Annotated in this window: 19 protein-coding genes; 8 read left to right on the top strand and 11 right to left on the bottom strand. The window is 60.1% G+C overall.

Translation table 11 applies throughout. The annotated features are described in order from the left end of the window. Window positions 1-20 precede the first annotated feature (20 nt). Window positions 21-986 (top strand): GGDEF domain-containing protein, encoded by a 966-nt coding sequence (locus J0G10_RS18110; RefSeq protein WP_099756513.1) that lies wholly within the window; start codon window positions 21-23, stop codon window positions 984-986. Window positions 987-1162: 176 nt separating this feature from the next. Here J0G10_RS18110 and fabI read toward each other — a convergent pair whose 3' ends face one another. The 8 genes from fabI to gloB all read right to left on the bottom strand — a co-directional run bounded on the left by fabI (window position 1163) and on the right by gloB (window position 11989). Further along, window positions 1163-1957, bottom strand: a complete 795-nt coding sequence (gene fabI / locus J0G10_RS18105; RefSeq protein WP_007910591.1) for an enoyl-ACP reductase FabI — start codon at window positions 1955-1957, stop codon at window positions 1163-1165. A gap of 19 nt (window positions 1958-1976) precedes the next feature. Continuing rightward, the gene (locus J0G10_RS18100) at window positions 1977-3587 is read right to left on the bottom strand and encodes an ABC transporter ATP-binding protein (RefSeq protein ID WP_095047910.1); all 1611 of its coding nucleotides are present in this window, start codon (window positions 3585-3587) and stop codon (window positions 1977-1979) included. 1 nt (window position 3588) lies between these two features. Beyond that, entirely contained in the window at window positions 3589-4608 is a 1020-nt protein-coding gene (locus J0G10_RS18095; RefSeq protein WP_095047909.1) for an ABC transporter permease, read from the bottom strand. Between the two features lies 1 nt (window position 4609). After that, window positions 4610-5683 carry a microcin C ABC transporter permease YejB gene (locus tag J0G10_RS18090; protein WP_007910584.1) on the bottom strand — a complete coding sequence of 358 codons (1074 nt, stop codon included), beginning with the start codon at window positions 5681-5683 and terminating at the stop codon, window positions 4610-4612. Window positions 5684-5687: 4 nt separating this feature from the next. Next, a complete protein-coding gene (locus J0G10_RS18085) occupies window positions 5688-7529 on the bottom strand; it encodes an extracellular solute-binding protein (protein WP_220556391.1) in 1842 nt (613 codons plus the stop codon). Next, the gene (locus J0G10_RS18080; protein ID WP_220556390.1) at window positions 7526-9358 is read right to left on the bottom strand and encodes an extracellular solute-binding protein; all 1833 of its coding nucleotides are present in this window, start codon (window positions 9356-9358) and stop codon (window positions 7526-7528) included. Before J0G10_RS18080 ends, J0G10_RS18085 begins: the two co-directional genes overlap by 4 nt. A gap of 300 nt (window positions 9359-9658) precedes the next feature. After that, a complete protein-coding gene (locus J0G10_RS18075) occupies window positions 9659-11122 on the bottom strand; it encodes a transglycosylase SLT domain-containing protein (protein WP_093430717.1) in 1464 nt (487 codons plus the stop codon). 99 nt (window positions 11123-11221) lie between these two features. Beyond that, complete coding sequence (gloB, locus tag J0G10_RS18070) at window positions 11222-11989, bottom strand: hydroxyacylglutathione hydrolase (RefSeq protein ID WP_093431663.1); 768 nt, start codon at window positions 11987-11989, stop codon at window positions 11222-11224. Window positions 11990-12055: 66 nt separating this feature from the next. Between gloB and J0G10_RS18065 the strand changes: the two genes are divergently transcribed. The 5 genes from J0G10_RS18065 (at window position 12056) to J0G10_RS18045 (ending at window position 17342) form a co-directional block, all read left to right on the top strand. Further along, window positions 12056-12814, top strand: coding sequence for a class I SAM-dependent methyltransferase (locus J0G10_RS18065; RefSeq protein ID WP_093430718.1), 759 nt, complete (start codon window positions 12056-12058; stop codon window positions 12812-12814). Window positions 12815-12904: 90 nt separating this feature from the next. Beyond that, window positions 12905-13375, top strand: coding sequence for a ribonuclease HI (rnhA, locus tag J0G10_RS18060; protein WP_093430719.1), 471 nt, complete (start codon window positions 12905-12907; stop codon window positions 13373-13375). 190 nt (window positions 13376-13565) lie between these two features. Further along, window positions 13566-14324, top strand: a complete 759-nt coding sequence (gene dnaQ / locus J0G10_RS18055; protein ID WP_093430720.1) for a DNA polymerase III subunit epsilon — start codon at window positions 13566-13568, stop codon at window positions 14322-14324. A gap of 133 nt (window positions 14325-14457) precedes the next feature. Next, on the top strand, window positions 14458-16713 hold the full coding sequence (locus J0G10_RS18050) for an Orn/Lys/Arg family decarboxylase (protein WP_220556389.1): 2256 nt from the start codon (window positions 14458-14460) through the stop codon (window positions 16711-16713). Between the two features lie 14 nt (window positions 16714-16727). Next, window positions 16728-17342 carry a GNAT family N-acetyltransferase gene (locus J0G10_RS18045; protein WP_220556388.1) on the top strand — a complete coding sequence of 205 codons (615 nt, stop codon included), beginning with the start codon at window positions 16728-16730 and terminating at the stop codon, window positions 17340-17342. On the opposite strand, the gene J0G10_RS18040 is transcribed toward J0G10_RS18045, so the two are convergent. Continuing rightward, a complete protein-coding gene (locus J0G10_RS18040; RefSeq protein WP_220556387.1) occupies window positions 17308-18201 on the bottom strand; it encodes a LysR family transcriptional regulator in 894 nt (297 codons plus the stop codon). The two genes, J0G10_RS18045 and J0G10_RS18040, sit on opposite strands and share 35 nt — an antisense overlap. 85 nt (window positions 18202-18286) lie before the next feature. Then, on the bottom strand, window positions 18287-18517 hold the full coding sequence (locus J0G10_RS18035) for a hypothetical protein (protein ID WP_093430724.1): 231 nt from the start codon (window positions 18515-18517) through the stop codon (window positions 18287-18289). A gap of 185 nt (window positions 18518-18702) precedes the next feature. On the opposite strand from J0G10_RS18035, the gene J0G10_RS18030 reads away from it, so the two are divergent. Both J0G10_RS18030 and J0G10_RS18025 read left to right on the top strand, forming a co-directional pair. Further along, entirely contained in the window at window positions 18703-19260 is a 558-nt protein-coding gene (locus J0G10_RS18030; RefSeq protein WP_038366013.1) for an NADPH-dependent FMN reductase, read from the top strand. A 153-nt stretch (window positions 19261-19413) separates the two neighbouring features. Then, entirely contained in the window at window positions 19414-20697 is a 1284-nt protein-coding gene (locus J0G10_RS18025; protein WP_220556386.1) for an arsenic transporter, read from the top strand. A 185-nt stretch (window positions 20698-20882) separates the two neighbouring features. Here J0G10_RS18025 and J0G10_RS18020 read toward each other — a convergent pair whose 3' ends face one another. Beyond that, complete coding sequence (locus J0G10_RS18020; RefSeq protein WP_220556385.1) at window positions 20883-21833, bottom strand: DUF1853 family protein; 951 nt, start codon at window positions 21831-21833, stop codon at window positions 20883-20885. Window positions 21834-21928 lie beyond the last annotated feature (95 nt).

Here is a 21928-nt window from a genome sequence, read left to right as displayed (position 1 = left end):
GTTGCCAATGGAGTGTGCTGATGCTGGTTCCAGGAAAACCTGCGAATGAAACGGCGCGCGTTCAAGCGTTGCACGGTCTTGAGCTGCTCGATTCCGCCCCTGAAGAACGTTTCGACCGACTGACACGGTTGGCGAAACGCCTGTTCAATGTGCCGATTGCACTGGTGACGTTGGTCGACACCAATCGGCAGTGGTTCAAGTCGTGCGTGGGCCTGGATGTCAGCGAGACACCGAGGGATGTCTCGTTCTGCGGCCATGCGATTCTTAACGACGGCCTGCTGTTGGTGCCGGACGCCCGCGAGGATGTGCGCTTCCATGACAACCCGTTGGTGACAGGCGCGCCGAACATTCGCTTCTACGCCGGTTACCCGCTGACCGTGCCCAATGGCAATAAAATGGGCACGCTGTGCCTGATCGACACCAAGCCCCGCGACCTTGACGAGGAAGAGCGCGCGTTGTTGCGTGATCTGGCGGAAATGGCCGAGCAAGAGTTGGCCGCTGTGCAGATCGCGAGCATGGATGAGTTGACGTTGCTGTCCAATCGCCGTGGTTTCAAACAACTGGCGCAGCATGCACTGGACGCCTGCGCACGGCTGGAACGGCCGGCAACCTTGCTGTTTTTCGACCTCAATGACTTCAAGCAGATCAACGATCTGTATGGGCATGCCGAGGGTGACAGTGCGCTGAAAACCTTTGCCGACGTGCTGCGCATCGCCTTTCGCGAGAGTGATGTGGTCGGGCGTTTGGGCGGGGATGAGTTTGTCGCGCTGCTGACCGGCTCCAGCCATATTGAAACGACGGCGATCATGGCGCGGCTCAAGGATATTCTCGAAGAGCGCAATGCCACGTTGCATCGGGGCTATGCGATTCGCTTTAGCGTGGGCCAGATCGAATATGACGCCAAGCGCCATGAGACCGTGGATCGGCTGCTGGCGGATGCCGATAGCGCGATGTATGTGCACAAGCAGGCCTTGAAGCGTTGTTAGCGAATGCACCGCAGATCGCTTGTAGGAGTGAGCCTGCTCGCGATAGCGTCCGGCCATCAACCTCTTCATTGCCTGACATACCGCTATCGCGAGCAGGCTCGCTCCCACAGGGGACAGTGTTGCAGGCATAAAAAAACCCGCCAGATCGGCGGGTTTTTTTATTGGCTAACCGAAGATCACTCTTCGATGTTGCCCATGGCGGTGGTGTTGAAGCCGCCGTCGACGTACATGATTTCGCCGCTGATGCCCGACGCCAGGTCGGAGCACAGGAAGGCGCCGGCGTTGCCGACTTCGTCGATGGTGACGTTGCGACGCAGCGGGGTTTGCGCTTCGTTGGCGGCCAGCATCTTGCGGAAGTTCTTGATGCCCGAGGCTGCCAGGGTACGGATCGGGCCAGCCGATACGCAGTTGACGCGGGTGCCATCCGGGCCCAGGGAGCCGGCCAGGTAACGTACGCCAGCTTCCAGCGAAGCCTTGGCCATGCCCATCACGTTGTAGTTCGGCATGGTGCGCTCAGCGCCCAGGTACGACAGGGTCAGCAGGCTGCCGTTGCGGCCTTTCATCATTTCGCGGCCGGCTTTGGCCAGGGCCACGAAGCTGTAGGCGCTGATGTCGTGAGCGATGCGGAAACCGTCACGGGTGGTGGCTTCGGTGAAGTCGCCGTCCAGTTGGTCGCCCGGGGCGAAGCCAACGGAGTGGACGATGCAGTCCAGGCCGTCCCACTTCTTGCTCAGTGCTTCGAAGACCTTGGCGATTTCTTCATCGCTGGCCACGTCGCACGGGAAGCACAGCTCAGGGCTCGAACCCCAGCCTTGGGCGAATTCTTCAACACGACCTTTCAGTTTGTCGTTCTGATAAGTGAAGGCAAGCTCAGCGCCCTCGCGATGCATGGCGGCAGCGATGCCGGATGCGATGGACAGCTTGCTGGCGACACCGACGATCAGTACGCGCTTACCGGCGAGAAAACCCATGTGTTGCTCCTCTTTCAGGTTATTGCGCAGTGGCTGGTGCCAAAAAAGCGGCTTCCAGCAACTGCTGTGTATACGGATGTTGGGGGGCGGCAAAAATACTTTGCGCGTCTCCCTGTTCGACCACTTGGCCATGCTTGACCACCATCAACTGGTGGCTCAGCGCTTTGACGACAGCCAGATCATGGCTGATAAACAAATACGTCAGGTTGTACTTGGCTTGCAGTGAACGCAACAGCTCCACCACTTGCCGCTGCACCGTGCGGTCGAGCGCCGACGTCGGCTCGTCCAGCAGGATCAGCGCCGGTTTCAGCACCAAAGCCCGGGCAATGGCGATTCGTTGCCGTTGCCCACCGGAAAATTCGTGGGGGTAGCGGTGCCGGGTTTCCGGATCCAGACCTACCTCCTTCAATGCCGCAATAATCGCCGCCTCTTGTTCCTCAGCGGTGCCCATCTTGTGAATCCGCAGGCCTTCGCCAACGATATCGCTGACACACATGCGCGGGCTCAGGCTGCCAAACGGGTCCTGAAACACCACCTGCATCTCCCGACGCAACGGGCGAACCTCGTTCTGCGTCAGGCAGTCTAGCTGCTTGCCTTCAAAGCGGATCGCGCCTTTGCTGCCAATCAGCCGCAAAATCGCCAGACCCAGCGTGGATTTGCCGGAACCGCTTTCTCCCACGATCCCCAGGGTCTGACCCTGCGGTAGGCTGAAATTGATGCCGTCCACTGCCTTGACGTGATCCACCGTGCGCTTGAGCAGGCCTTTCTTGATCGGGAACCAGACTTTCAGGTCCTCGACCTCAAGCAGCGGCGCGCCGATTTTATTGCTCGCCGGGCCTCCGCTGGGCTCCGCGCCGAGCAATTCCCGAGTGTACGGATGCTGCGGCGAACGGAACAGCTCTGCGCACGATGCCTGTTCGACGATGCAACCGCGCTGCATGACACATACGCGATGCGCAATTCTTCGCACCAGGTTCAAATCGTGACTGATCAGTAACAACGACATGCCCAATCGAGCCTGCAATTCCTTGAGCAAATCGAGGATTTTCAGCTGAACGGTCACGTCCAGCGCCGTGGTCGGTTCGTCGGCAATCAGCAATTCCGGTTCGTTGGCCAGGGCCATGGCGATCATTACACGCTGGCGCTGGCCACCGGACAACTCGTGGGGCAAGGCCTTGAGACGCTTGTGCGGCTCGGGGATGCCGACCATGTCCAGCAGCTCCAGCGTACGCTTGGTCGCGACTTTTCCGGTCAGACCCTTGTGGATGCCGAGGACTTCGTTGATCTGCTTCTCGATCGAGTGCAGCGGATTCAGCGAAGTCATCGGCTCCTGAAAGATCATCGCGATGCGGTTGCCACGGATGTGGCGGATGGTTTTCTCACTGAGCCCCAGCAGGTTTTGCCCGGCATAGTTGATGCTGCCGGCTGGATGGCGGGCCATCGGGTAGGGCAGCAGGCGCAGGATCGAGTGCGCGGTGACCGATTTGCCCGAGCCGGATTCGCCGACCAGCGCCAGGGTTTCGCCGCGTTTGATGTCGAAACTCACGCCTTCGACGACCCGGTGCACGCGCTCGCCGAAACCGAATTCGACGGCGAGGTCACGCACTTCGATCAGATTGTCCTGATTCATTTCACTTCCTCGGGTCGAAGGCGTCGCGAGCGGACTCGCCGATAAACACCAGCAAACTCAGCATCAACGCCAGCACGGCGAAGGCACTCATGCCCAGCCACGGCGCTTGCAGGTTGGATTTGCCCTGGGCGACCAGTTCACCCAGCGACGGACTGCCGGCCGGCAAGCCGAAACCGAGGAAGTCCAAAGCGGTGAGGGTGCCGATGGCGCCGGTGAGGATGAACGGCATAAACGTCATGGTCGAGACCATCGCGTTGGGCAGGATGTGGCGGAACATGATCGCGCCGTTCTGCATGCCCAGCGCCCGCGCCGCGCGCACGTATTCAAGGTTGCGGCCACGGAGGAACTCAGCGCGCACCACGTCGACCAGGCTCATCCACGAGAACAGCAGCATGATCCCCAGCAGCCACCAGAAATTCGGCTGGACGAAACTGGCGAGGATGATCAGCAGATACAGCACCGGCAGCCCCGACCAGATCTCCAGAAAACGCTGCCCGGCCAGATCGACCCAGCCGCCATAAAAGCCCTGCAACGCACCGGCAATCACCCCGATGATCGAACTCAGCACGGTCAACGTCAGCGCGAACAGCACCGAAATGCGGAAACCGTAGATCACCCGCGCCAGCACATCGCGGCCCTGATCGTCAGTGCCGAGCAGGTTGTCCGCCGACGGCGGCGCCGGGGCCGGGACTTTCAGGTCGTAGTTGATGCTCTGGTAGCTGTAGGGAATCGGCGCCCACAACACCCACGCATCCTTGGCCTTGAGCAGTTCGCGGATGTACGGGCTCTTGTAGTTGGCTTCCAGCGGGAATTCGCCGCCGAACGCAGTTTCCGGGTAGCGCTTGATCGCCGGGAAGTACCAATTGTTGTCGTAATGCACCACCAACGGCTTGTCGTTGGCGATCAGCTCGGCGCCCAGGCTCAGGCCGAACAGCACCAGAAACAGCCACAGCGACCACCAGCCGCGCTTGTTGGCCTTGAACAGTTCGAAGCGGCGGCGGTTGAGAGGGGACAGGTTCATCTCAATGCTCCCGGCTTTCGAAGTCGATGCGCGGATCGACCAAGGTGTAGGTGAGGTCGCCGATCAGTTTCACCACCAGCCCCAGCAGGGTGAAGATGAACAGGGTACCGAACACCACCGGGTAATCGCGGTTGATCGCCGCTTCAAAGCTCATCAGGCCGAGACCGTCGAGGGAGAAAATCACTTCCACCAGCAAGGATCCTGTGAAGAAGATGCCGATGAACGCCGACGGGAATCCGGCAATCACCAGCAGCATGGCGTTGCGGAACACATGGCCGTACAACACGCGATGGCGGGTCAGGCCTTTGGCCTTGGCGGTGACCACGTATTGCTTGTTGATTTCGTCGAGAAAGCTGTTTTTGGTCAGCAGGGTCATGGTTGCGAAGTTACCGATCACCAGTGCGGTCACCGGCAGCGCCAGGTGCCAGAAGTAATCGAGGATCTTGCCGCCGAAGCTCAGTTCATCGAAGTTGTTTGAGGTCAGGCCCCTTAGCGGGAACCAGTCGAGATAACTGCCGCCGGCAAACACCACGATCAGCAGGATCGCAAAGAGAAACGCCGGGATCGCATAGCCGACGATGATCGCCGAACTGGTCCAGACGTCGAAATGGCTGCCGTGCCGGGTGGCCTTGGCGATCCCCAGCGGGATCGACACCAGGTACATGATCAGCGTGCTCCACAGCCCCAGCGAGATCGACACCGGCATCTTTTCCTTGATCAGGTCGATGACCTTGGCGTCGCGGAAGAAACTGTCGCCGAAATCCAGCTGCGCGTAGTTCTTGACCATGATCCACAGACGTTCCGGGGCCGATTTGTCGAACCCGTACATGTGCTCGATTTCCTTGATCAGCGCCGGGTCCAGACCCTGCGCGCCGCGATAGGAGGAACCGGCCACCGACACCTCGGCACCGCCGCCGGCAATGCGGCTGGTGGCGCCTTCGAAGCCTTCGAGCTTGGCGATCATCTGTTCCACCGGGCCACCGGGCGCGGCCTGGATGATCACGAAGTTGATCAGCAGAATGCCGAACAGGGTCGGGATGATCAGCAGCAGTCGCCGAAAAATATACGCCAGCATCTGATTACTCCGTGCCCACAGGGTCGGCTTGCAGTTTGGTTTCGACTTCTACTGCCGGTTTGGCGTCGGGCTTGACCCACCAGGTATTAATCCCGATGTCGTACTTGGGCGAGACTTTCGGGTGACCGATGTGGTTCCAGTACGCCACGCGCCAGGTCTTGATGTGCCAGTTGGGCACCACGTAGTAACCCCATTGCAGCACGCGATCCAGTGCGCGGGCGTGGGCCACCAGGCTTTTGCGTGAGTCGGCGTTGATCAGGTTTTCGACCAGTTGATCGACAATCGGATCCTTCAGGCCAATGGTGTTGCGGCTGCTCGGTTTGTCGGCAGCGGCGCTCATCCAGAATTCGCGCTGTTCGTTACCCGGTGAGTTGGACTGCGGGAAGCTGCCGACCATCATGTCGAAGTCCCGCGAACGCACGCGGTTGATGTACTGCGAAACGTCGACGCGGCGGATTACCAGATCGATGCCAAGGTCGCTGAGGTTGCGCTTGAATGGCAGCAGTACGCGTTCGAATTCGGTCTGCGCGAGCAGGAACTCGATCACCACCGGTTTGCCCGTGGCGTCGACCATTTTGTCGTCGACGATCTTCCAGCCAGCTTCTTGCAGCAGTTGGTAGGCCTCGCGCTGCTGCGCGCGGATCATGCCGCTGGCATCGGTCTTCGGATTCTCGAACGCTTCGCTGAACACCTGCGCCGGCAGTTTGCTGCGGAACGGCTCGAGGATCGCCACTTGATCGGCATCGGGCAGGCCGGTGGCGGCCATTTCCGAGTTTTCGAAATAGCTGCGGGTGCGGAAGTAGGCGCTGTTGAACAGTTGTTTGTTGGTCCACTCGAAATCGAACAGCAGACCGAGTGCCTGACGCACCCGCACATCCTGAAACACCGGGCGACGCAGGTTGAAGACGAAGCCCTGCATGCCGGTCGGGTTGCTGTTGGCGATCTGTTCCTTGATCAAACGGCCTTCGGTAACCGCCGGGATGTTGTAGGCGTTAGCCCAGTTCTTTGCGGTCATTTCCAGCCAGTAATCGAATTGTCCGGCCTTCAGCGCTTCGAGCGCGACGGTGTTGTCGCGGTAGTAATCGGTGGTCATCGTGTCGAAGTTGTAGAAGCCACGGTTGACTGGCAGATCCTTGCCCCAGTAATCCTTGACCCGCTCGTAACGCACTGAACGTCCGGCCTTCACTTCGGCGACCTTGTAAGGGCCGCTGCCCAGCGGAATCTCCAGGTTGCCCTTGGTGAAGTCGCGATCGGCCCACCAGTGCTTGGGCAGCACCGGTAACTGGCCGAGGATCAGCGGTAGTTCACGGTTATTGGTGTGCTTGAACTTGAAGAGCACTTTCAGCGGATCTTCGGCGATCACTTCGGAAACGTCGCTGTAGTAGCCGCGAAACAACGGTGAGCCTTCCTTGGTCAGCGTGTTGAAGCTGAACACCACGTCCTCGGCGCGTACCGGGTGGCCGTCGTGGAAGCGCGCTTCGGGGCGCAGGTAGAAACGCACCCAGCTGTTGTCCGGGGCTCTTTCGATCTGCCGGGCGACCAGGCCGTATTCGGTGAACGGTTCGTCGAGGCTGTGTTTGGTCAAGGTGTCGTAGATCTGCCCGACATCGTCGGCCGGCACGCCTTTGCTGATAAACGGGTTGAGGCTGTCGAAGCCGCCGAAACCGGCCTGACGGAAGATGCCGCCCTTGGGCGCGTCGGGGTTCACATAATCGAAATGCTTGAAATCGGCTGGGTATTTCGGCGGCTCGTTGTACAGGGTCACGGCGTGTTGCGGAGCGGCAAAGGCCAGCCCGGCGAACAGCAAACCGCTGGCCTGGACGAGCAGGGCGCGGATCGGTTTCATTGATCTTTCTCCGAAGACTTCAGCCACCACGCGCTCAGGCCCAGAGTGTAGGGCGGCGTGGTGACGTGGGCCAACCGGTTGCGGTAGGCCAGACGGTGATAATTGAGGTACCAGTTGGGAATGCTGTAGTGCTGCCAGAGCAGCACGCGGTCGAGCGCCTTGCCAGCGGCGACCTGCTCGTCGCGGGTGCGCGCGGCGAGCAATTGTTCGAGCAGGTGATCCACTACCGGGTTGGCAATGCCTGCGTAATTCTTGCTGCCCTTGACCCCGACCTGACTGGAGTGGAAGTACTGCCACTGCTCCAGGCCCGGGCTGAGGGTCTGGTTGAGCGTCATCGAGATCATGTCAAAATCAAATTGATCGAGGCGCTGTTTGTACTGCGCCCGATCCACGGTGCGCAGGCGCGCGTCGATGCCGATGCTGTTGAGGTTCTCGATATAGGGCTGGTAGAGGCGCTCCAGGTTCGGATTGACCAGCAGCAGCTCGAACCGCAGCGGTTGGCCGTCAGCGTTTTGCAGGCGCTGACCGTTGAGCTTCCAGCCGGCTTCGGCGAGCAATGCCAATGCCTTGCGCATGGTTTCCCGGGGAATGCCGCGTCCATCGGTTTTTGGCAGGGTGAACGGCTCGGTGAACAGCTTGGCCGGCAGTTGTTCCTTGTACGGCTTGAGCATCAGCCATTCATGCCCGACCGGCAGGCCGGAGGTGGTGAACTCGCTGTTGGGGTAATAACTGGTGGTGCGTTTGTAGGCATCGCTGAACAGTGCGCGGTTGGTCCACTCGAAGTCGAACATCAGGCCCAGCGCTTCACGGGTCTTAACGTCCGAGAACGTCGCACGGCGGGTGTTCATGAACAGGCCCTGACTCTGGGTCGGGATCTGATGCGGGATCTGTGCCTTGATCACATCGCCACGGCGTATGGCCGGGAAGTTGTAGCCGTTGGCCCAGTTCTTCGCCTGATGCTCGATGTAAATGTCGAATTCGCCAGCCTTGAATGCTTCGAAGGCGACATCGCTGTCGCGGTAGAACTCGACTTCCATGCGATCGAAGTTGTACTTGCCGCGATTGACCGGCAAGTCCTTGCCCCAGTAATCCTTGACCCGCTCGAAGATCAACTGCCGGCCCGGCGTCACCGAAGTGATGCGATAGGGGCCGCTGCCCAGTGGCGGTTCGAAGGTAGTGGCCTTGAAGTCGCGGTCTTTCCAGTAGTGCTGCGGCAGCACCGGCAATTCGCCAAGGCGCAGGATCAGTAGCGGATTGCCCGAGCGCTTGAGCACGAAGCGAATGCGCTGCTTGTTGAGAATGTCGACCCGCAGCACTTCCTGCAACGCGGTACGGTACAGCGGATGGCCGTCCTTGAGCAGCGTTCGATAGGAGAAGGCGACGTCATAAGCGGTGATCGGCGTGCCGTCGTGGAAACGCGCTTCCGGGCGCAGGTTGAAGACTACCCAACTGCGATCTTCGCTGTACTCCACCGATTGCGCGATCAAACCATAGCTCGACGCCGGCTCGTCACCGGACGGCGAATACTGGCCGGTGCCAACCATCAGCGGCTCGTTCAGTTCATTGATGCCGTACTGAAGGAAATTCGCGGTGGTGACCGGGCTGGTGCCTTTGAACGTGTACGGATTGACCGTATCGAAGGTGCCGAACGCCATTACCCGCAACGTACCGCCCTTGGGCGCTTGCGGGTTGACCCAGTCGAAGTGGGTATATCTGGCCGGGTACTTGAGCGTGCCGAACTGCGCATAACCGTGACTTTCGGTAATCGTCGCGCTTGCGGTTGAGCTCAAGGCCAGGCTGATCAGGAGCAGGAGGAGGGGACGCTTCAAGTCAGATCCGATCCAGGCGGCTTGGGCTTAGTGGGCCGTACAGTAACAGCTTGTCTGGACAGGAAAAAGATGTGGGTTAAAGAGCCCCTCACCCTAACCCTCTCCCGGAGGGAGAGGGGACTGATCGTGGTGTTTGGAAGAATTACACCGACGTGCTGCACCGAGTCGAACTCAAGTTCTCAAAAGCCCCTCACCCTAACCCTCTCCCGGGGGGAGAGGGCTGGGGTGAGGGGGATGGATCTAATGCACACCTCAAAAACGTGATCAAAAAAAGCCCCTGAAAACTCAGGGGCTCTTCTGTCAGTGCGGCTGATAAACCGTGAGCATCTGCCCCGGCTTCAGTGCTTTACCCGCACCCGGATTCCAGCGCTTGAGATGCTGCATCTCAACGTTGAAGCGCTTGGCCACGACGTACAGCGTGTCGCCGCGTTTGACCTTGTACTGGGTTTGCTGCGCGCTGTCGTCCTTGCCTTTGCTCTTGCTGTTGGCCGCAATCACCGTGTTGACCCGGCCGGATTTGCGTGCCGGCGCGCGCTTGGTGGTGTCTTGCATCACCAGGGTCTGACCAACCTTGAGGTTCTTGCCGGTCAGCTTGTTCCAGCGCTGCAGGTCTTTGACTTCGACCTTGTTGGCCTTGGCGATGGAACCGAGGTTGTCGCCACGCTTCACACGATAGGCACGCTTGAGCTGCGCCACTTCCGACGGATCGGCGCCTTCGAAGACTGGTTTCAGCGAACGCGGGCTGATCAGCTCTTCCGGACGCATGGTCTGCAAACTGGCCGTCAGCAATTGCGCCTTCGACGTCGGCACCAGCAAATGCTGAGGGCCGTCGATGGTGGTGCGTTGCTTGAAGGCCGGGTTGAGCTGGAACAGTTCGTCTTCGTCGATGTTGGCCACCGCAGCGACCTTGGACAGGTCCATGCGCTGGTTGATTTCGACGACCTGGAAGTACGGTTCGTTGGCGATCGGGTTGAGGTTCACGCCGTAGGCTTCCGGCGCCAGCACCACTTGCGACAGCGCCAGCAGCTTCGGCACGTAGGCCTGGGTTTCCGCCGGCAACGGCAGGTTCCAGTAGTCGGTGGGCAGGCCGAGCTTTTCGTTACGTTCGATGGCGCGGCTGACCGTGCCTTCACCGGCGTTGTACGCCGCCAAGGCCAGCAACCAGTCGCCGTTGAACATGTCGTGCAGGCGGGTCAGGTAATCCATCGCTGCCGTGGTCGAGGCGGTGATGTCGCGACGGCCATCGTAGAAGCGCGTCTGACGCAGATTGAAATAACGCCCTGTGGACGGAATGAATTGCCACAACCCGACTGCATCGGCCCGGGAATAGGCCATCGGGTTGTAGGCGCTTTCAATCACTGGCAGCAGGGCCAGTTCCAGCGGCATGTTGCGTTCTTCGAGGCGTTCGACGATGTAGTGAATATAGAGACTGCCGCGTTCGCCGGCGTTCTCGAGGAAAGAGGGATTGCTGGCGAACCACAGGCGCTGTTGCTCGATGCGCGGGTTGACGCCGAGACCTTCCTGCAGCTGAAAGCCCTGGCGCATGCGTTCCCAGATGTCCTGGGGAACCTGTGGGCTGGGCTTTTCGGACAGCCAGATAGGCTTCTGCTTGGCTCGCGCAGCAATGTTCGGCGTATGGGTCGCTTCAGTCTGCGGAGCATGGCTGGAACAGCCCGCCAGCGTGGCGGACACAGCCACCGCGATGGCTTGCGCCAGGCGGGTCAATGCGTCTGAATTGACGGACTTACGTATGGATGACGACATTGGCTGGAAGTAAGTTCCGGGCAAAAATGTCGGGCGATTCTAGAAAGCGCACCCCCTGCGGTCAACCATTCAGAATTTTTGTACCAAGTGGTGGGGGGCTTAGAACTTATCTTTCCAAGCCCGCAGAGCCGCAAATACCTCACTCGGCGCCCGGTTTTGAGCGCCTGCCCGTTCGTCCACTTTTTGTGTAACTAATGTTTCAGAGGTACGCAAGAACGGATTTGTGAGCTTTTCCAGTGCCAGGGTCGAAGGCAGGGTCATGACGCCGTTTTGCCGCTGCTGAGTGACTTTTTCCAGACGGGCGGCGATGTCCGGATTGCCCGGCTCGACGGCGGCGGCAAACTTCAGATTGCTCAGGGTGTATTCATGGGTGCAGTAGACCAGGGTATCTTCCGGTAGAGCAGCGAGGCGGCTGAGCGAGTGGTGCATTTGCTCCGGCGTGCCCTCGAACAGGCGACCGCAACCGGCGGCGAATAGGGTGTCGCCGCAAAACAGCAGGCCGTGGTGGTAATAGGCAATGTGCCCCAAGGTGTGACCGGGCACCGCATAGACGTCGAAGTCCCAGCCGAGCACGCTGACCGTGTCGTTGTCCTCGAGCGCCACGTCGCGCCCCGGGATGCTTTCGCTGGCCGGGCCGTAGACTTTTGCGCCGCTCAGCGCTTTCAGGCGTTCGACGCCGCCGACGTGATCATGATGGTGGTGGGTGATCAGGATATCGCTCAACACCCAGCCCGGATGCGCTGCAAGCCACGCCTGAACCGGCGCGGCATCGCCCGGGTCGACCACGGCGCAGCGCTGGGTGCGGTGATCCTGTAACAACCAGATGTAGTTGTCGGTGAACGCGGGCAGGGCACTGATCTGTATCATCGTCGGAATTCGCCAAGCGGAAAACATTGGCGCATCTTAGTAGTTCCTGGCGCTTTGGAGAATGCGATGAGTGATAAAGCGTTCGCACAGGCTGATCCTGACTGGCTGGCCCTGATCGGTGCAGCCCGTGAATGGCTGTCCGGCCCGCTCGGGCAATTTCTGCTCGATGAAGAGCGGCGCATGCTCGAAGACGAGTTGGGCCGTTTCTTTGGCGGTTATCTGGTGCACTACGGGCCATCGGCCGAAACCCCGCCGTCGGCACCGCAAGTGCAGCGCAATGTGCGCCTCGGTGCACCGTTGCCCGGGGTCGAGATCGTCTGCGAGGAGCAGGCCTGGCCGCTGAGCGAGCATGCCGCCGATGTGGTGGTGATGCAGCACGGTCTGGATTTCTGCCTGTCGCCCCACGGTTTGCTGCGTGAAGCAGCGAGCAGCGTGCGTCCCGGTGGGCATTTGCTGATCATCGGCATCAACCCCTGGAGCACCTGGGGGCTGCGCCATGTGTTCGCCCACGACGCCTTGCGCCAGGCGCGCTGCATCTCGCCGTCGCGGGTCGCCGACTGGCTCAATCTGCTGGGCTTCGCGCTGGAGAAACGCCGCTTCGGGTGCTATCGTCCGCCGCTCGCGTCACCCAAGTGGCAGGCCCGTCTGGCCGGCTGGGAACGCAAGGCCGGTGACTGGCAATTGTCGGGTGGCGGCTTCTATTTACTGGTCGCGCGCAAGATTGTGGTCGGACTGCGACCGTTGCGTCAGGAACGGCGCGAGCCGATGGGCAAGCTGATTCCGCTGCCGATGGCCAAGGTCAACCGCCGTCGTATCGAACCGTAAACCTTCTTTTATTTGTGGCCGGGTGTGTCCCGGCCTCGGTCATTGTCGATCCGTGATCGGCAGGACAGGCATTTTTCTGGATAGATTGGCATGAGCGAAAGCGTTGAAAGCGTCGACACCGTAGAGCTGTTCACTGACGGCGCCTGCAAAGGCAACCCCGGCCCCGGCGGCTGGGGCGCCTTGCTGGTGTGCAAGGGCGTCGAAAAGGAACTGTGGGGTGGCGAAACCAACACCACCAATAACCGCATGGAACTGCTCGGCGCGATCCGTGGCCTCGAAGCCTTGAAGCGGCCGTGTGAAGTATTGTTGGTGACCGACTCGCAGTACGTGATGAAGGGCATCAACGAGTGGATGGCCAACTGGAAGAAGCGCGGCTGGAAAACCGCAGCGAAGGAGCCGGTGAAAAACGCTGATCTGTGGAAAGAGCTGGACGAGCAGGTCAACCGCCACAAGGTTACCTGGAAGTGGGTGCGTGGGCACATTGGCCATCACGGTAACGAGCGGGCTGACCAGCTGGCTAACCGTGGGGTGGATGAGGTTCGCGGTTACAAGCAGAGCTGATTTCGCTTCTGAACCGTGGTGTGGCCATTCGCGAGCAGGCTCGCTCCCACACTGGATCGTGCTCACAACACATTCAATGTGGGAGCGAGCCTGCTCGCGAAGGGCGCGCCACGGTCTGACTGAAACACCCCGCCGAGCGTGTTAACATCCGCGTTTTTTGCAAGATCGACCCGTTGAGAGCTGAACACTGATGGCCACCAGATCCGTTGTACTCGATACCGAAACCACCGGCATGCCGGTGACCGATGGTCACCGGATCATTGAAATCGGTTGTGTCGAACTGATCGGTCGGCGCCTGACGGGCCGGCATTTTCACGTTTACCTGCAGCCGGATCGCGAGAGTGATGAAGGCGCCATCGGCGTCCACGGCATCACCAACGAATTCCTCGTCGGCAAGCCGCGCTTTGCCGAAGTGGCCGATGAGTTCTTCGAGTTCATCAAAGGCGCGCAGCTGATCATCCACAACGCGGCGTTCGACGTTGGCTTCATCAACAACGAATTCGCCCTGATGGGGCAGCACGATCGCGCTGACATCACCCAGCACTGCTCAATCCTCGACACCCTGATGATGGCTCGGGAACGTCACCCGGGGCAGCGCAACAGCCTCGATGCGTTGTGCAAACGTTATGGCGTCGACAACTCCGGCCGTGAACTGCACGGCGCCTTGCTCGACTCGGAGATTCTCGCCGACGTCTACCTGACCATGACCGGTGGCCAGACCAGCCTGTCGCTGGCCGGCAACGCTTCAGACGGCAATGGCACGGGCGAGGGCGCGGACAACTCGGCGACCGAGATTCGCCGCTTGCCGGCTGATCGTCAGCCTGCGCGGATCATTCGTGCGACGGAAGAAGAACTGGCGGCGCATCTGGTGCGGCTGGAAATTATTGCCAAGTCTGCGGGTGGCCCGGCGATGTGGACGCAGATCGCGGAAGCTGACGCCCAGGCTTGAAGATCAACGGATCGGACGATCTTTGCTTTTGGCGGCATGAAGCCAACTGGCCACCCTCGCCACATTCGCTGCAACCCTCTACCCTTGAGTGCATTGGCCGATTCAATTCGGCCGCCTCAGGACACTGAGCCTCATGTACAAAGATTTGAAGTTTCCGGTGTTGATCGTTCATCGCGACATCAAGGCCGACACGGTCGCCGGTGACCGTATCCGTGGCATCGCCCAAGAGTTGGAGCAGGAAGGTTTCAGTATCGTGTCGGCCACCGACTACGCCGAAGGGCGGTTGGTCGCGTCGACCCATCATGGTCTGGCGTGCATGCTGATTGCCGCCGAGGACGCCAGTACGAACTCGCATCTTTTACAGAACATGGCCGAATTGATCGGGCTGGCGCGGGTGCGTGCACCGGATCTGCCGATCTTTGCCCTGGGCGAGCAAGTCACCCTGGAAAATGCGCCGGCCGATGCCATGGCCGAGCTCAATCAACTGCGCGGCATTCTCTATCTGTTCGAAGACACCGTACCGTTCCTCGCCCGGCAAGTGGCCCGCGCGGCGCGCAAGTACCTCGATGGCTTGTTGCCACCGTTTTTCAAGGCGCTGGTGCAGCACACCGCCGACTCCAATTATTCCTGGCACACCCCTGGCCATGGCGGCGGTGTGGCGTATCACAAGAGTCCGGTCGGGCAGGCGTTTCACCAGTTCTTCGGTGAAAATACCCTGCGTTCGGATTTGTCGGTGTCGGTGCCGGAGCTCGGTTCGCTGCTCGATCACACCGGGCCGCTCGCCGAAGCCGAAGCGCGCGCCGCGCGCAATTTCGGCGCCGATCACACCTTTTTCGTGATCAATGGCACCTCGACCGCCAACAAGATTGTCTGGCATTCGATGGTCGCGCGCGACGATCTGGTGCTGGTCGATCGCAACTGCCACAAGTCTGTTTTGCACGCGATCATTATGACCGGGGCGATCCCGCTGTACCTGTGCCCTGAGCGTAATGAGCTGGGGATCATCGGCCCGATCCCGCTGAGCGAATTCAGCCGCGAGTCGATTCAGGCCAAGATCGACGCCAGCCCGCTGACCAAGGGCCGCGCGCCGAAAGTCAAACTCGCCGTGGTCACCAATTCGACTTACGACGGCCTCTGTTACAACGCCGAGCTGATCAAGCAAAGTCTCGGCAACAGCGTCGAGGTGCTGCATTTCGACGAGGCCTGGTACGCCTATGCGGCGTTTCACGAATTCTTCGCCGGGCGCTACGGCATGGCCACCTCGCGCAGCGAAGACAGCCCGCTGGTATTCACCACGCATTCCACGCACAAGCTGCTCGCTGCCTTCAGTCAGGCCTCGATGATTCATGTGCAGGACGGCGGTGCGCGGCAACTGGACCGTGACCGTTTCAATGAAGCGTTCATGATGCACATCTCGACTTCGCCGCAGTACAGCATCATCGCCTCGCTCGACGTTGCCTCGGCAATGATGGAAGGCCCGGCCGGGCGTTCGCTGTTGCAGGAGACCTTTGACGAAGCGCTGAGCTTCCGTCGCGCGCTGGCCAATCTGCGGCAGCACATCGCCGCCGATGACTGGTGGTTTTCGATCTGGCAGCCGCCGGGTGTCGAGGGCATCGACCGCGTGCAGACTGAAGACTGGTTATTGCAGCCGGATGCCGAGTGGCATGGTTTTGGGGAGGTCAGCGACGATTACGTGTTGCTCGACCCGATCAAAGTCACGCTGGTCATGCCGGGGTTGAACGCCGGCGGCGCGCTGAGCGAGAAGGGCATCCCGGCGGCGGTGGTCAGTAAATTCCTCTGGGAGCGGGGGCTGGTGGTGGAGAAGACGGGTCTGTATTCATTTCTGGTGCTGTTCTCCATGGGCATTACCAAAGGCAAATGGAGCACGCTGCTCACCGAGTTGCTGGAATTCAAACGCAGCTACGACGCCAATGTGCGCCTCGACACCTGCCTGCCGTGTGTTGCCCAGCAAGACACCGTGCGTTATCGCGGCATGGGCCTGCGGGATTTGTGTGATCAACTGCACGCCTGTTATCGCAGCAATGCCACGGCCAAACACCTCAAACGCATGTACACCGTGTTGCCGGAAATTGCCATGAAACCGGCGCACGCTTACGATCATCTGGTGCGCGGCGAAGTCGAGGCGGTGCCGATCGATGATCTGGAAGGACGCATCGCCGCGGTGATGCTGGTGCCGTATCCGCCGGGGATTCCGCTGATCATGCCCGGCGAACGCTTTACCGAGTCGACACGCTCGATCATCGATTACTTGAAATTTGCTCGCACGTTCGATAGCAGCTTCCCCGGTTTTGTCGCGGATGTGCATGGATTGCAGCACGAAGATGAAGGCAATGGGCGGCAATACACCGTCGATTGCGTCAAGGAATGAGGACTTTTCCCAGTATGCAACCGGTCATGAATCCGAAATACCCAGGGCTGTCGGTGCGCGTCGCCGATGAAGGCTTTGCGCCGTATATCTGGGGCAGCGATTTCAGTTTCGAAGTCGCCGCTTATGGCGCTGCCGTGATCGGCCAGCCTGTCGAGCAATGGCGGGTGACGCCGATCGTGCCGTACCGCAAGTGCTACGGCATCGATCCGGAAGAGTTCAGCGCCTTTCATAACGCGCCGGACAGCGCGATTTTCATGGCGTATCTGGATGATCAGCCGGTCGGCCATTTGGTGATCAGTACCAACTGGAACGGCTTTGCCCATATCGATGAGCTGGCGGTGCATGCGCCGGCGCGGCGCCATGGCGTGGCCAAGGCGTTGCTCGATGTCGCGCAGTTCTGGAGTCGCAAGAAAAAACTGCCGGGGATCATGCTCGAAACCCAGAACAACAACCTCGGCGCTTGTCGGCTGTATGAGCGTTGCGGCTATGTAATGGGTGGCATCGACCAGTTGCGCTATCGCGGCATCGATCCGAACACCGCCGAAGTGGCGCTGTTCTGGTATCGATTGTTCGATAACCCGTTGGAAAACCCGCTCAGCTCGACAGCATCGCCTCGGCTTGTTCCGTGATGATCGCCAGTAGCGTCTGAATCGCCGATGCCGGCGCGATGTGCTTGAACGTTAGGGCATAGAGGCTGATCGGCACGGCCGGCGACAGCGGGCACACGTCGAGTCCGGCGGCGCGCGCACCCAGTGCGGTGAACGGATCGACGATGGCCAGGCCTTCGCCGGCCTCGACCATGCTGCGCATCATCTGATGGGTTTGTACGCGGGTCTGGATGCTCGGTGCCGGGCGCAACGCCTGGAGTTTGTTTTCCAGCGCCGGGCTCAGCGGGTCCTGGCCTTCGAGGCCGACCATGGCCTGGCCAGCGAGATCTTGCAGGGAAATGTATTTCTGTTTTGGTTGCAGCCAGCCATGGGGGGCGAGCAGTTGCAGCTTGCCCTGGGCCAATGGCCGGCAATCAATGTCGGGGTGTTCGGGATCGTGCAGGCTCAAGCCGAGATCGCTTTCGCGCAGCAAAAGGCTGCGGACGATATCGCGGGTTGGCGCGCTGAGCAGGCTGCACGGTGCATCGGGCAGGCGTCGGCGCAGGGCGGCAAGGCTTTGTGGCAGTAATTGTTGCGCCAGCGGCGGGGTGCCGATGATGCGCAAGGGTGGGGCGAGGTATTGTTTGAGGCTGCTGGCCAGACGCTGCACTGGCTCCAGCGCTTCATAAACGTGGGCGATTTCGACCTGCAATGCCCGCGCTTCGGGCGTCGATTGCAGGCGCCCGCGTACGCTGGCGAACAGCATGAACCCCAACTGACTCTCGGCTTCGCGCAAACGCTCTTCGACCTCGGCCACCGGCAACTGCAACCATTCGGCGGCGGTGCCCAGGTGACCGGTCTGCAAGAGCGCCTGAATCACTTCGATATGACGTAAACGCATGCGTGAAGTCCATGTTCAGCAGGTGGGGTCAGTGGCTGAATCCTACCCCAACTCTGCGCATATGACTTCTGCTCATAACGGCCAGTTATGAAGCGACGGTGGTCTCAGGCTCACGGGTCAGGGTGATGCCTGACTGAACCAGGAGAAACTCGTTGTCGTTGACCTTGTTGACGCGATCGCCAATGGCCAGTTTGTAAATCGGCTCCGAGCCAGTGGAACCGTCTGCCGACGGGTTGGATTCCTGGAACTCATGCACGGAATAAACGCGGCCTTCCGCATCTCTTGCATGGAACTGACCGACCAGTACTGCTGCCATCTGCTTAGAACCTCTGGAGATAAAACGCTTGATTTGCGGCTTGGTAGACCGCTATCAAGGCCTGTAAGTTTTCCTACAGGAAAAAAATAATCAGCGCGCGGGAATTTCCCATTGTGTGCTGGTGGAGTCGTCACCGGATCATCTATAACTACGGGCTCCTCCCACGGACCATCGAGAGTTCTTCCATGAGCAATGTCTACAACGTCGCTGTAGTGGTCGGTAGCCTGCGCAAAGCTTCGATCAATCGCAAAGTCGCCCTGGCACTGGCGGAGCTGGCCCCGGCTAACCTCAAGCTTGAGATTGTCGAAATTGGCGATCTGCCACTGTATAACGAAGACATCGACGGCGACTCACCGCCGGCAGCCTACAGCACTTTCAGGCAAAAAGTGGGTTCTTCCGACGCGGTGCTGTTTGTCACGCCCGAGTACAACCGTTCGGTGCCGGCGCCATTGAAGAATGCCATCGACGTCGGCTCGCGGCCTTATGGCAAGGCTGTCTGGAGTGGCAAACCGGGGGCGGTGATCAGCGTATCGCCGGGTGCGATCGGTGGTTTCGGCGCGAATCAGCATCTGCGCCAGTCGTTCGTGTTTCTCAACGTGCCGTGCATGCAGCAACCGGAAGCGTATCTGGGCGGCGCGGGTTCGGCGTTTGACGAGGCGGGCAAGTTGAGCGAGTCGGTGAAACCTTTTCTGCAAAGCTTTATCAATGCCTACGGACAATTCGTAGAGCAACACAAAAAGTAACCTGTACACGGAACAATGTAGGAGTGAGCCTGCTCGCGATAGCGGTGTGTCAGTCGACCAATTGGTAACTGACAGTCCGCTATCGCGAGCAGGCTCACTCCTACAGGTTTTGTGTTGGCTTCATAACCCCATTTCAATTTAAGGCTGTTGCGGATGCTCGCTGCGTCACTGATTTTCCTGCTGACCATTACCCTTGTCATCTGGCAACCCAAAGGCCTTGGCGTCGGCTGGAGTGCGACGCTTGGCGCGGTGTTGGCGCTGATCTTCGGCGTTGTGCACCTGAGCGATATCCCGCTGGTGTGGCAGATCATCTGGAACGCCACCGGCACCTTTGTCGCGCTGATAATCATCAGCCTGCTGCTCGACGAAGCCGGGTTCTTCAACTGGGCTGCATTGCACGTGGCGCGTTGGGGGCGGGGCAGTGGGCGCAAGCTGTTTGCTTTTATGGTGCTGCTCGGCGCATTGGTGTCGGCGTTGTTTGCCAATGACGGTGCAGCGCTGATCCTCACGCCGATCGTGATTTCGATGTTGCTGGCCCTACGGTTTTCCCCGGCGGCGACGTTGGCGTTCGTCATGGGCGCGGGTTTTATTGCCGACACGGCGAGCCTGCCGCTGGTGGTATCGAACCTGGTCAACATTGTTTCGGCAGACTTCTTCCACATCGGCTTCAACCGCTACGCAGCGGTGATGGTGCCGGTCAACTTCGTCAGCGTGGCGGCGACGCTGGGCATGCTGTTGTGGTTTTTCCGTCGCGACATTCCATCGACGTATGACCCTGAGCAACTCGAGCATCCGGAAACCGCGATCCACGATAAAGCCACGTTTTACGCCGGTTGGGCGGTGTTGGTGATTCTGCTGATCGGCTGCTTTGCGCTGGAGCCGCTGGGCATTCCGATCAGTGCGATATCTGCCGTGTGTGCCGCGCTGTTGCTGGGCATCGCCGCCCGTGGCCACAAGATTTCCACGCGCAAGGTGATGAAAGAGGCACCGTGGCAGATCGTGATTTTCTCGTTGGGCATGTATCTGGCGGTGTATGGCCTGCGCAATGCCGGGCTGACCGTGTATCTGGCCGGTTGGCTGGATGTCTTTGCCGGTCATGGCGTTTGGGGCGCGGCAATGGGCACGGGTGTGCTGACCGCGTTGCTGTCATCGATCATGAACAATTTGCCGACGGTGTTGATTGGTTTGTTGTCGATTGATGCCAGTCAGGCCAGCGGAGTGGTCAAGGAAGCGATGATCTATGCCAACGTGATTGGCAGTGACCTAGGGCCGAAGATCACGCCGATTGGCAGCCTGGCCACGTTGTTGTGGCTGCATGTGCTGGAGCGCAAGGGCATTCACATTGGCTGGGGCTATTACTTCCGGGTCGGGATTGTGTTGACGGTGCCGGTGTTGTTGGTGACGTTGGCGGCTTTGGCTGTGCGGCTGTCCATTTAGACCGAGTCGGCCGCAATCGCTGGCAAGCCAGCTCCCACAGGGATCTTCTGTGTGCTCACTACCTGAGTCACACCACAAAGCCAGTTCCTATTAACTTTGTGGTGTGCTCACTACCTGGACCACACCACAAAACCTGTGGGAGCTGGCTTGCCAGCGATGGGGCCGGTACGGGCGACACAAAAAAATCAGGCCTGGCCGGGGACATTCGGCCAAAGGTCGGAGACCAGAAACAACCGCTCCGCCTCTTCCCATTCCCCCCGCGCATTCTCGATCAGGCGCACCATCAACTGCGCCGGCGCCAGCGGTTCCAGATCCTCCAGCCACATCCGTAGGTGTTCCAAAGCCCATGTCTGATCCGCCGGATAATGCGCCGGCGCCAGCCAGGCATGGCGGGGCAGCGGTTGCCAGCGCCCGGCCGGGCGTTGTGCGACAAACGCCGGCCAATCCTTTTGATGCAGCCAACTGCCGCGCAAATGCTGCGGATGTGCACCATTCGGTGATTCGGCCTGCCCCGGCCACGGGTACAACAGATAACCACCGAGCCACAACTGAGCACTGAACACCTCGATATCCAGCGCCGCCAGCACTTCGCGGCTTTCCGGGCGCGCCGAGATCGGAAGTTGATGCTCGGCCAGATGCGCCAGTTTGCGATCCAGCCGATCATGACACCCCGGCCCCAGCCACTGCGCCGGATCACGACCGTCGCCATTCTGCGGGCCGAGATAAAGCTTGATCGCCAGTTCCAGGTGATGCACGCCATCGCGGTCACGCAGCAGCATATCCAGTTCGCCGAGGGTGTGGCCCTCACGGCGGATCGGCAGGTTGGCGGCAATCAGTTCGATCCCCGGCGCATGCTGAACTGCAAATTGCCACAAGCGCTCGTAATACAAGCCCAGACGCCGCGTGCGCGCCTGCGACAGCCAATGCAGCAAGCCATAACTGTCGCGGTCGAGCTGGCGCAACCAGTGTTCCAGTCGCTCTGGGTCGTTCACCCAATCGCTGCTCGCCAGCGGATGGCGCTGCGGCCACGGCGTGGTGGCGAGCATCGGCGGGGCGAGGATCACCCACGCGAGATCACGCACTTCCGGGTGGCGTAATTGGTGGGGCAACTGCAGCAAGTCGGGAAATAGGATCATCTTGCGAGCATAGCCGTAAACACGAGCACACCCTTGAGGCTGAAAGGATTTTGTCTAAGCGGCGCTTTCGCCCATAATCGGGTTTTTCGCGTTTT

Source organism: Pseudomonas germanica (assembly GCF_019614655.1).
Classification (GTDB): Bacteria; Pseudomonadota; Gammaproteobacteria; order Pseudomonadales; family Pseudomonadaceae; genus Aquipseudomonas; species Aquipseudomonas neuropathica.
This window is presented reverse-complemented; position numbering and strand designations above follow the sequence as displayed.

What these genes read in the sequence shown, in the direction of transcription:
- J0G10_RS18110 (WP_099756513.1), top strand. Translation starts at nt 21, where the DNA reads ATGCTGGTTCCAGGAAAACCTGCGAATGAAACGGCGCGCGTTCAAGCG.
- fabI (WP_007910591.1), bottom strand. Translation starts at nt 1,957, where the DNA reads ATGGGTTTTCTCGCCGGTAAGCGCGTACTGATCGTCGGTGTCGCCAGC.
- J0G10_RS18100 (WP_095047910.1), bottom strand. Translation starts at nt 3,587, where the DNA reads ATGAATCAGGACAATCTGATCGAAGTGCGTGACCTCGCCGTCGAATTC.
- J0G10_RS18095 (WP_095047909.1), bottom strand. Translation starts at nt 4,608, where the DNA reads ATGAACCTGTCCCCTCTCAACCGCCGCCGCTTCGAACTGTTCAAGGCC.
- J0G10_RS18090 (WP_007910584.1), bottom strand. Translation starts at nt 5,683, where the DNA reads ATGCTGGCGTATATTTTTCGGCGACTGCTGCTGATCATCCCGACCCTG.
- J0G10_RS18085 (WP_220556391.1), bottom strand. Translation starts at nt 7,529, where the DNA reads ATGAAACCGATCCGCGCCCTGCTCGTCCAGGCCAGCGGTTTGCTGTTC.
- J0G10_RS18075 (WP_093430717.1), bottom strand. Translation starts at nt 11,122, where the DNA reads ATGTCGTCATCCATACGTAAGTCCGTCAATTCAGACGCATTGACCCGC.
- gloB (WP_093431663.1), bottom strand. Translation starts at nt 11,989, where the DNA reads ATGATACAGATCAGTGCCCTGCCCGCGTTCACCGACAACTACATCTGG.
- J0G10_RS18065 (WP_093430718.1), top strand. Translation starts at nt 12,056, where the DNA reads ATGAGTGATAAAGCGTTCGCACAGGCTGATCCTGACTGGCTGGCCCTG.
- rnhA (WP_093430719.1), top strand. Translation starts at nt 12,905, where the DNA reads ATGAGCGAAAGCGTTGAAAGCGTCGACACCGTAGAGCTGTTCACTGAC.
- dnaQ (WP_093430720.1), top strand. Translation starts at nt 13,566, where the DNA reads ATGGCCACCAGATCCGTTGTACTCGATACCGAAACCACCGGCATGCCG.
- J0G10_RS18050 (WP_220556389.1), top strand. Translation starts at nt 14,458, where the DNA reads ATGTACAAAGATTTGAAGTTTCCGGTGTTGATCGTTCATCGCGACATC.
- J0G10_RS18045 (WP_220556388.1), top strand. Translation starts at nt 16,728, where the DNA reads ATGCAACCGGTCATGAATCCGAAATACCCAGGGCTGTCGGTGCGCGTC.
- J0G10_RS18040 (WP_220556387.1), bottom strand. Translation starts at nt 18,201, where the DNA reads ATGCGTTTACGTCATATCGAAGTGATTCAGGCGCTCTTGCAGACCGGT.
- J0G10_RS18035 (WP_093430724.1), bottom strand. Translation starts at nt 18,517, where the DNA reads ATGGCAGCAGTACTGGTCGGTCAGTTCCATGCAAGAGATGCGGAAGGC.
- J0G10_RS18030 (WP_038366013.1), top strand. Translation starts at nt 18,703, where the DNA reads ATGAGCAATGTCTACAACGTCGCTGTAGTGGTCGGTAGCCTGCGCAAA.
- J0G10_RS18025 (WP_220556386.1), top strand. Translation starts at nt 19,414, where the DNA reads ATGCTCGCTGCGTCACTGATTTTCCTGCTGACCATTACCCTTGTCATC.
- J0G10_RS18020 (WP_220556385.1), bottom strand. Translation starts at nt 21,833, where the DNA reads ATGATCCTATTTCCCGACTTGCTGCAGTTGCCCCACCAATTACGCCAC.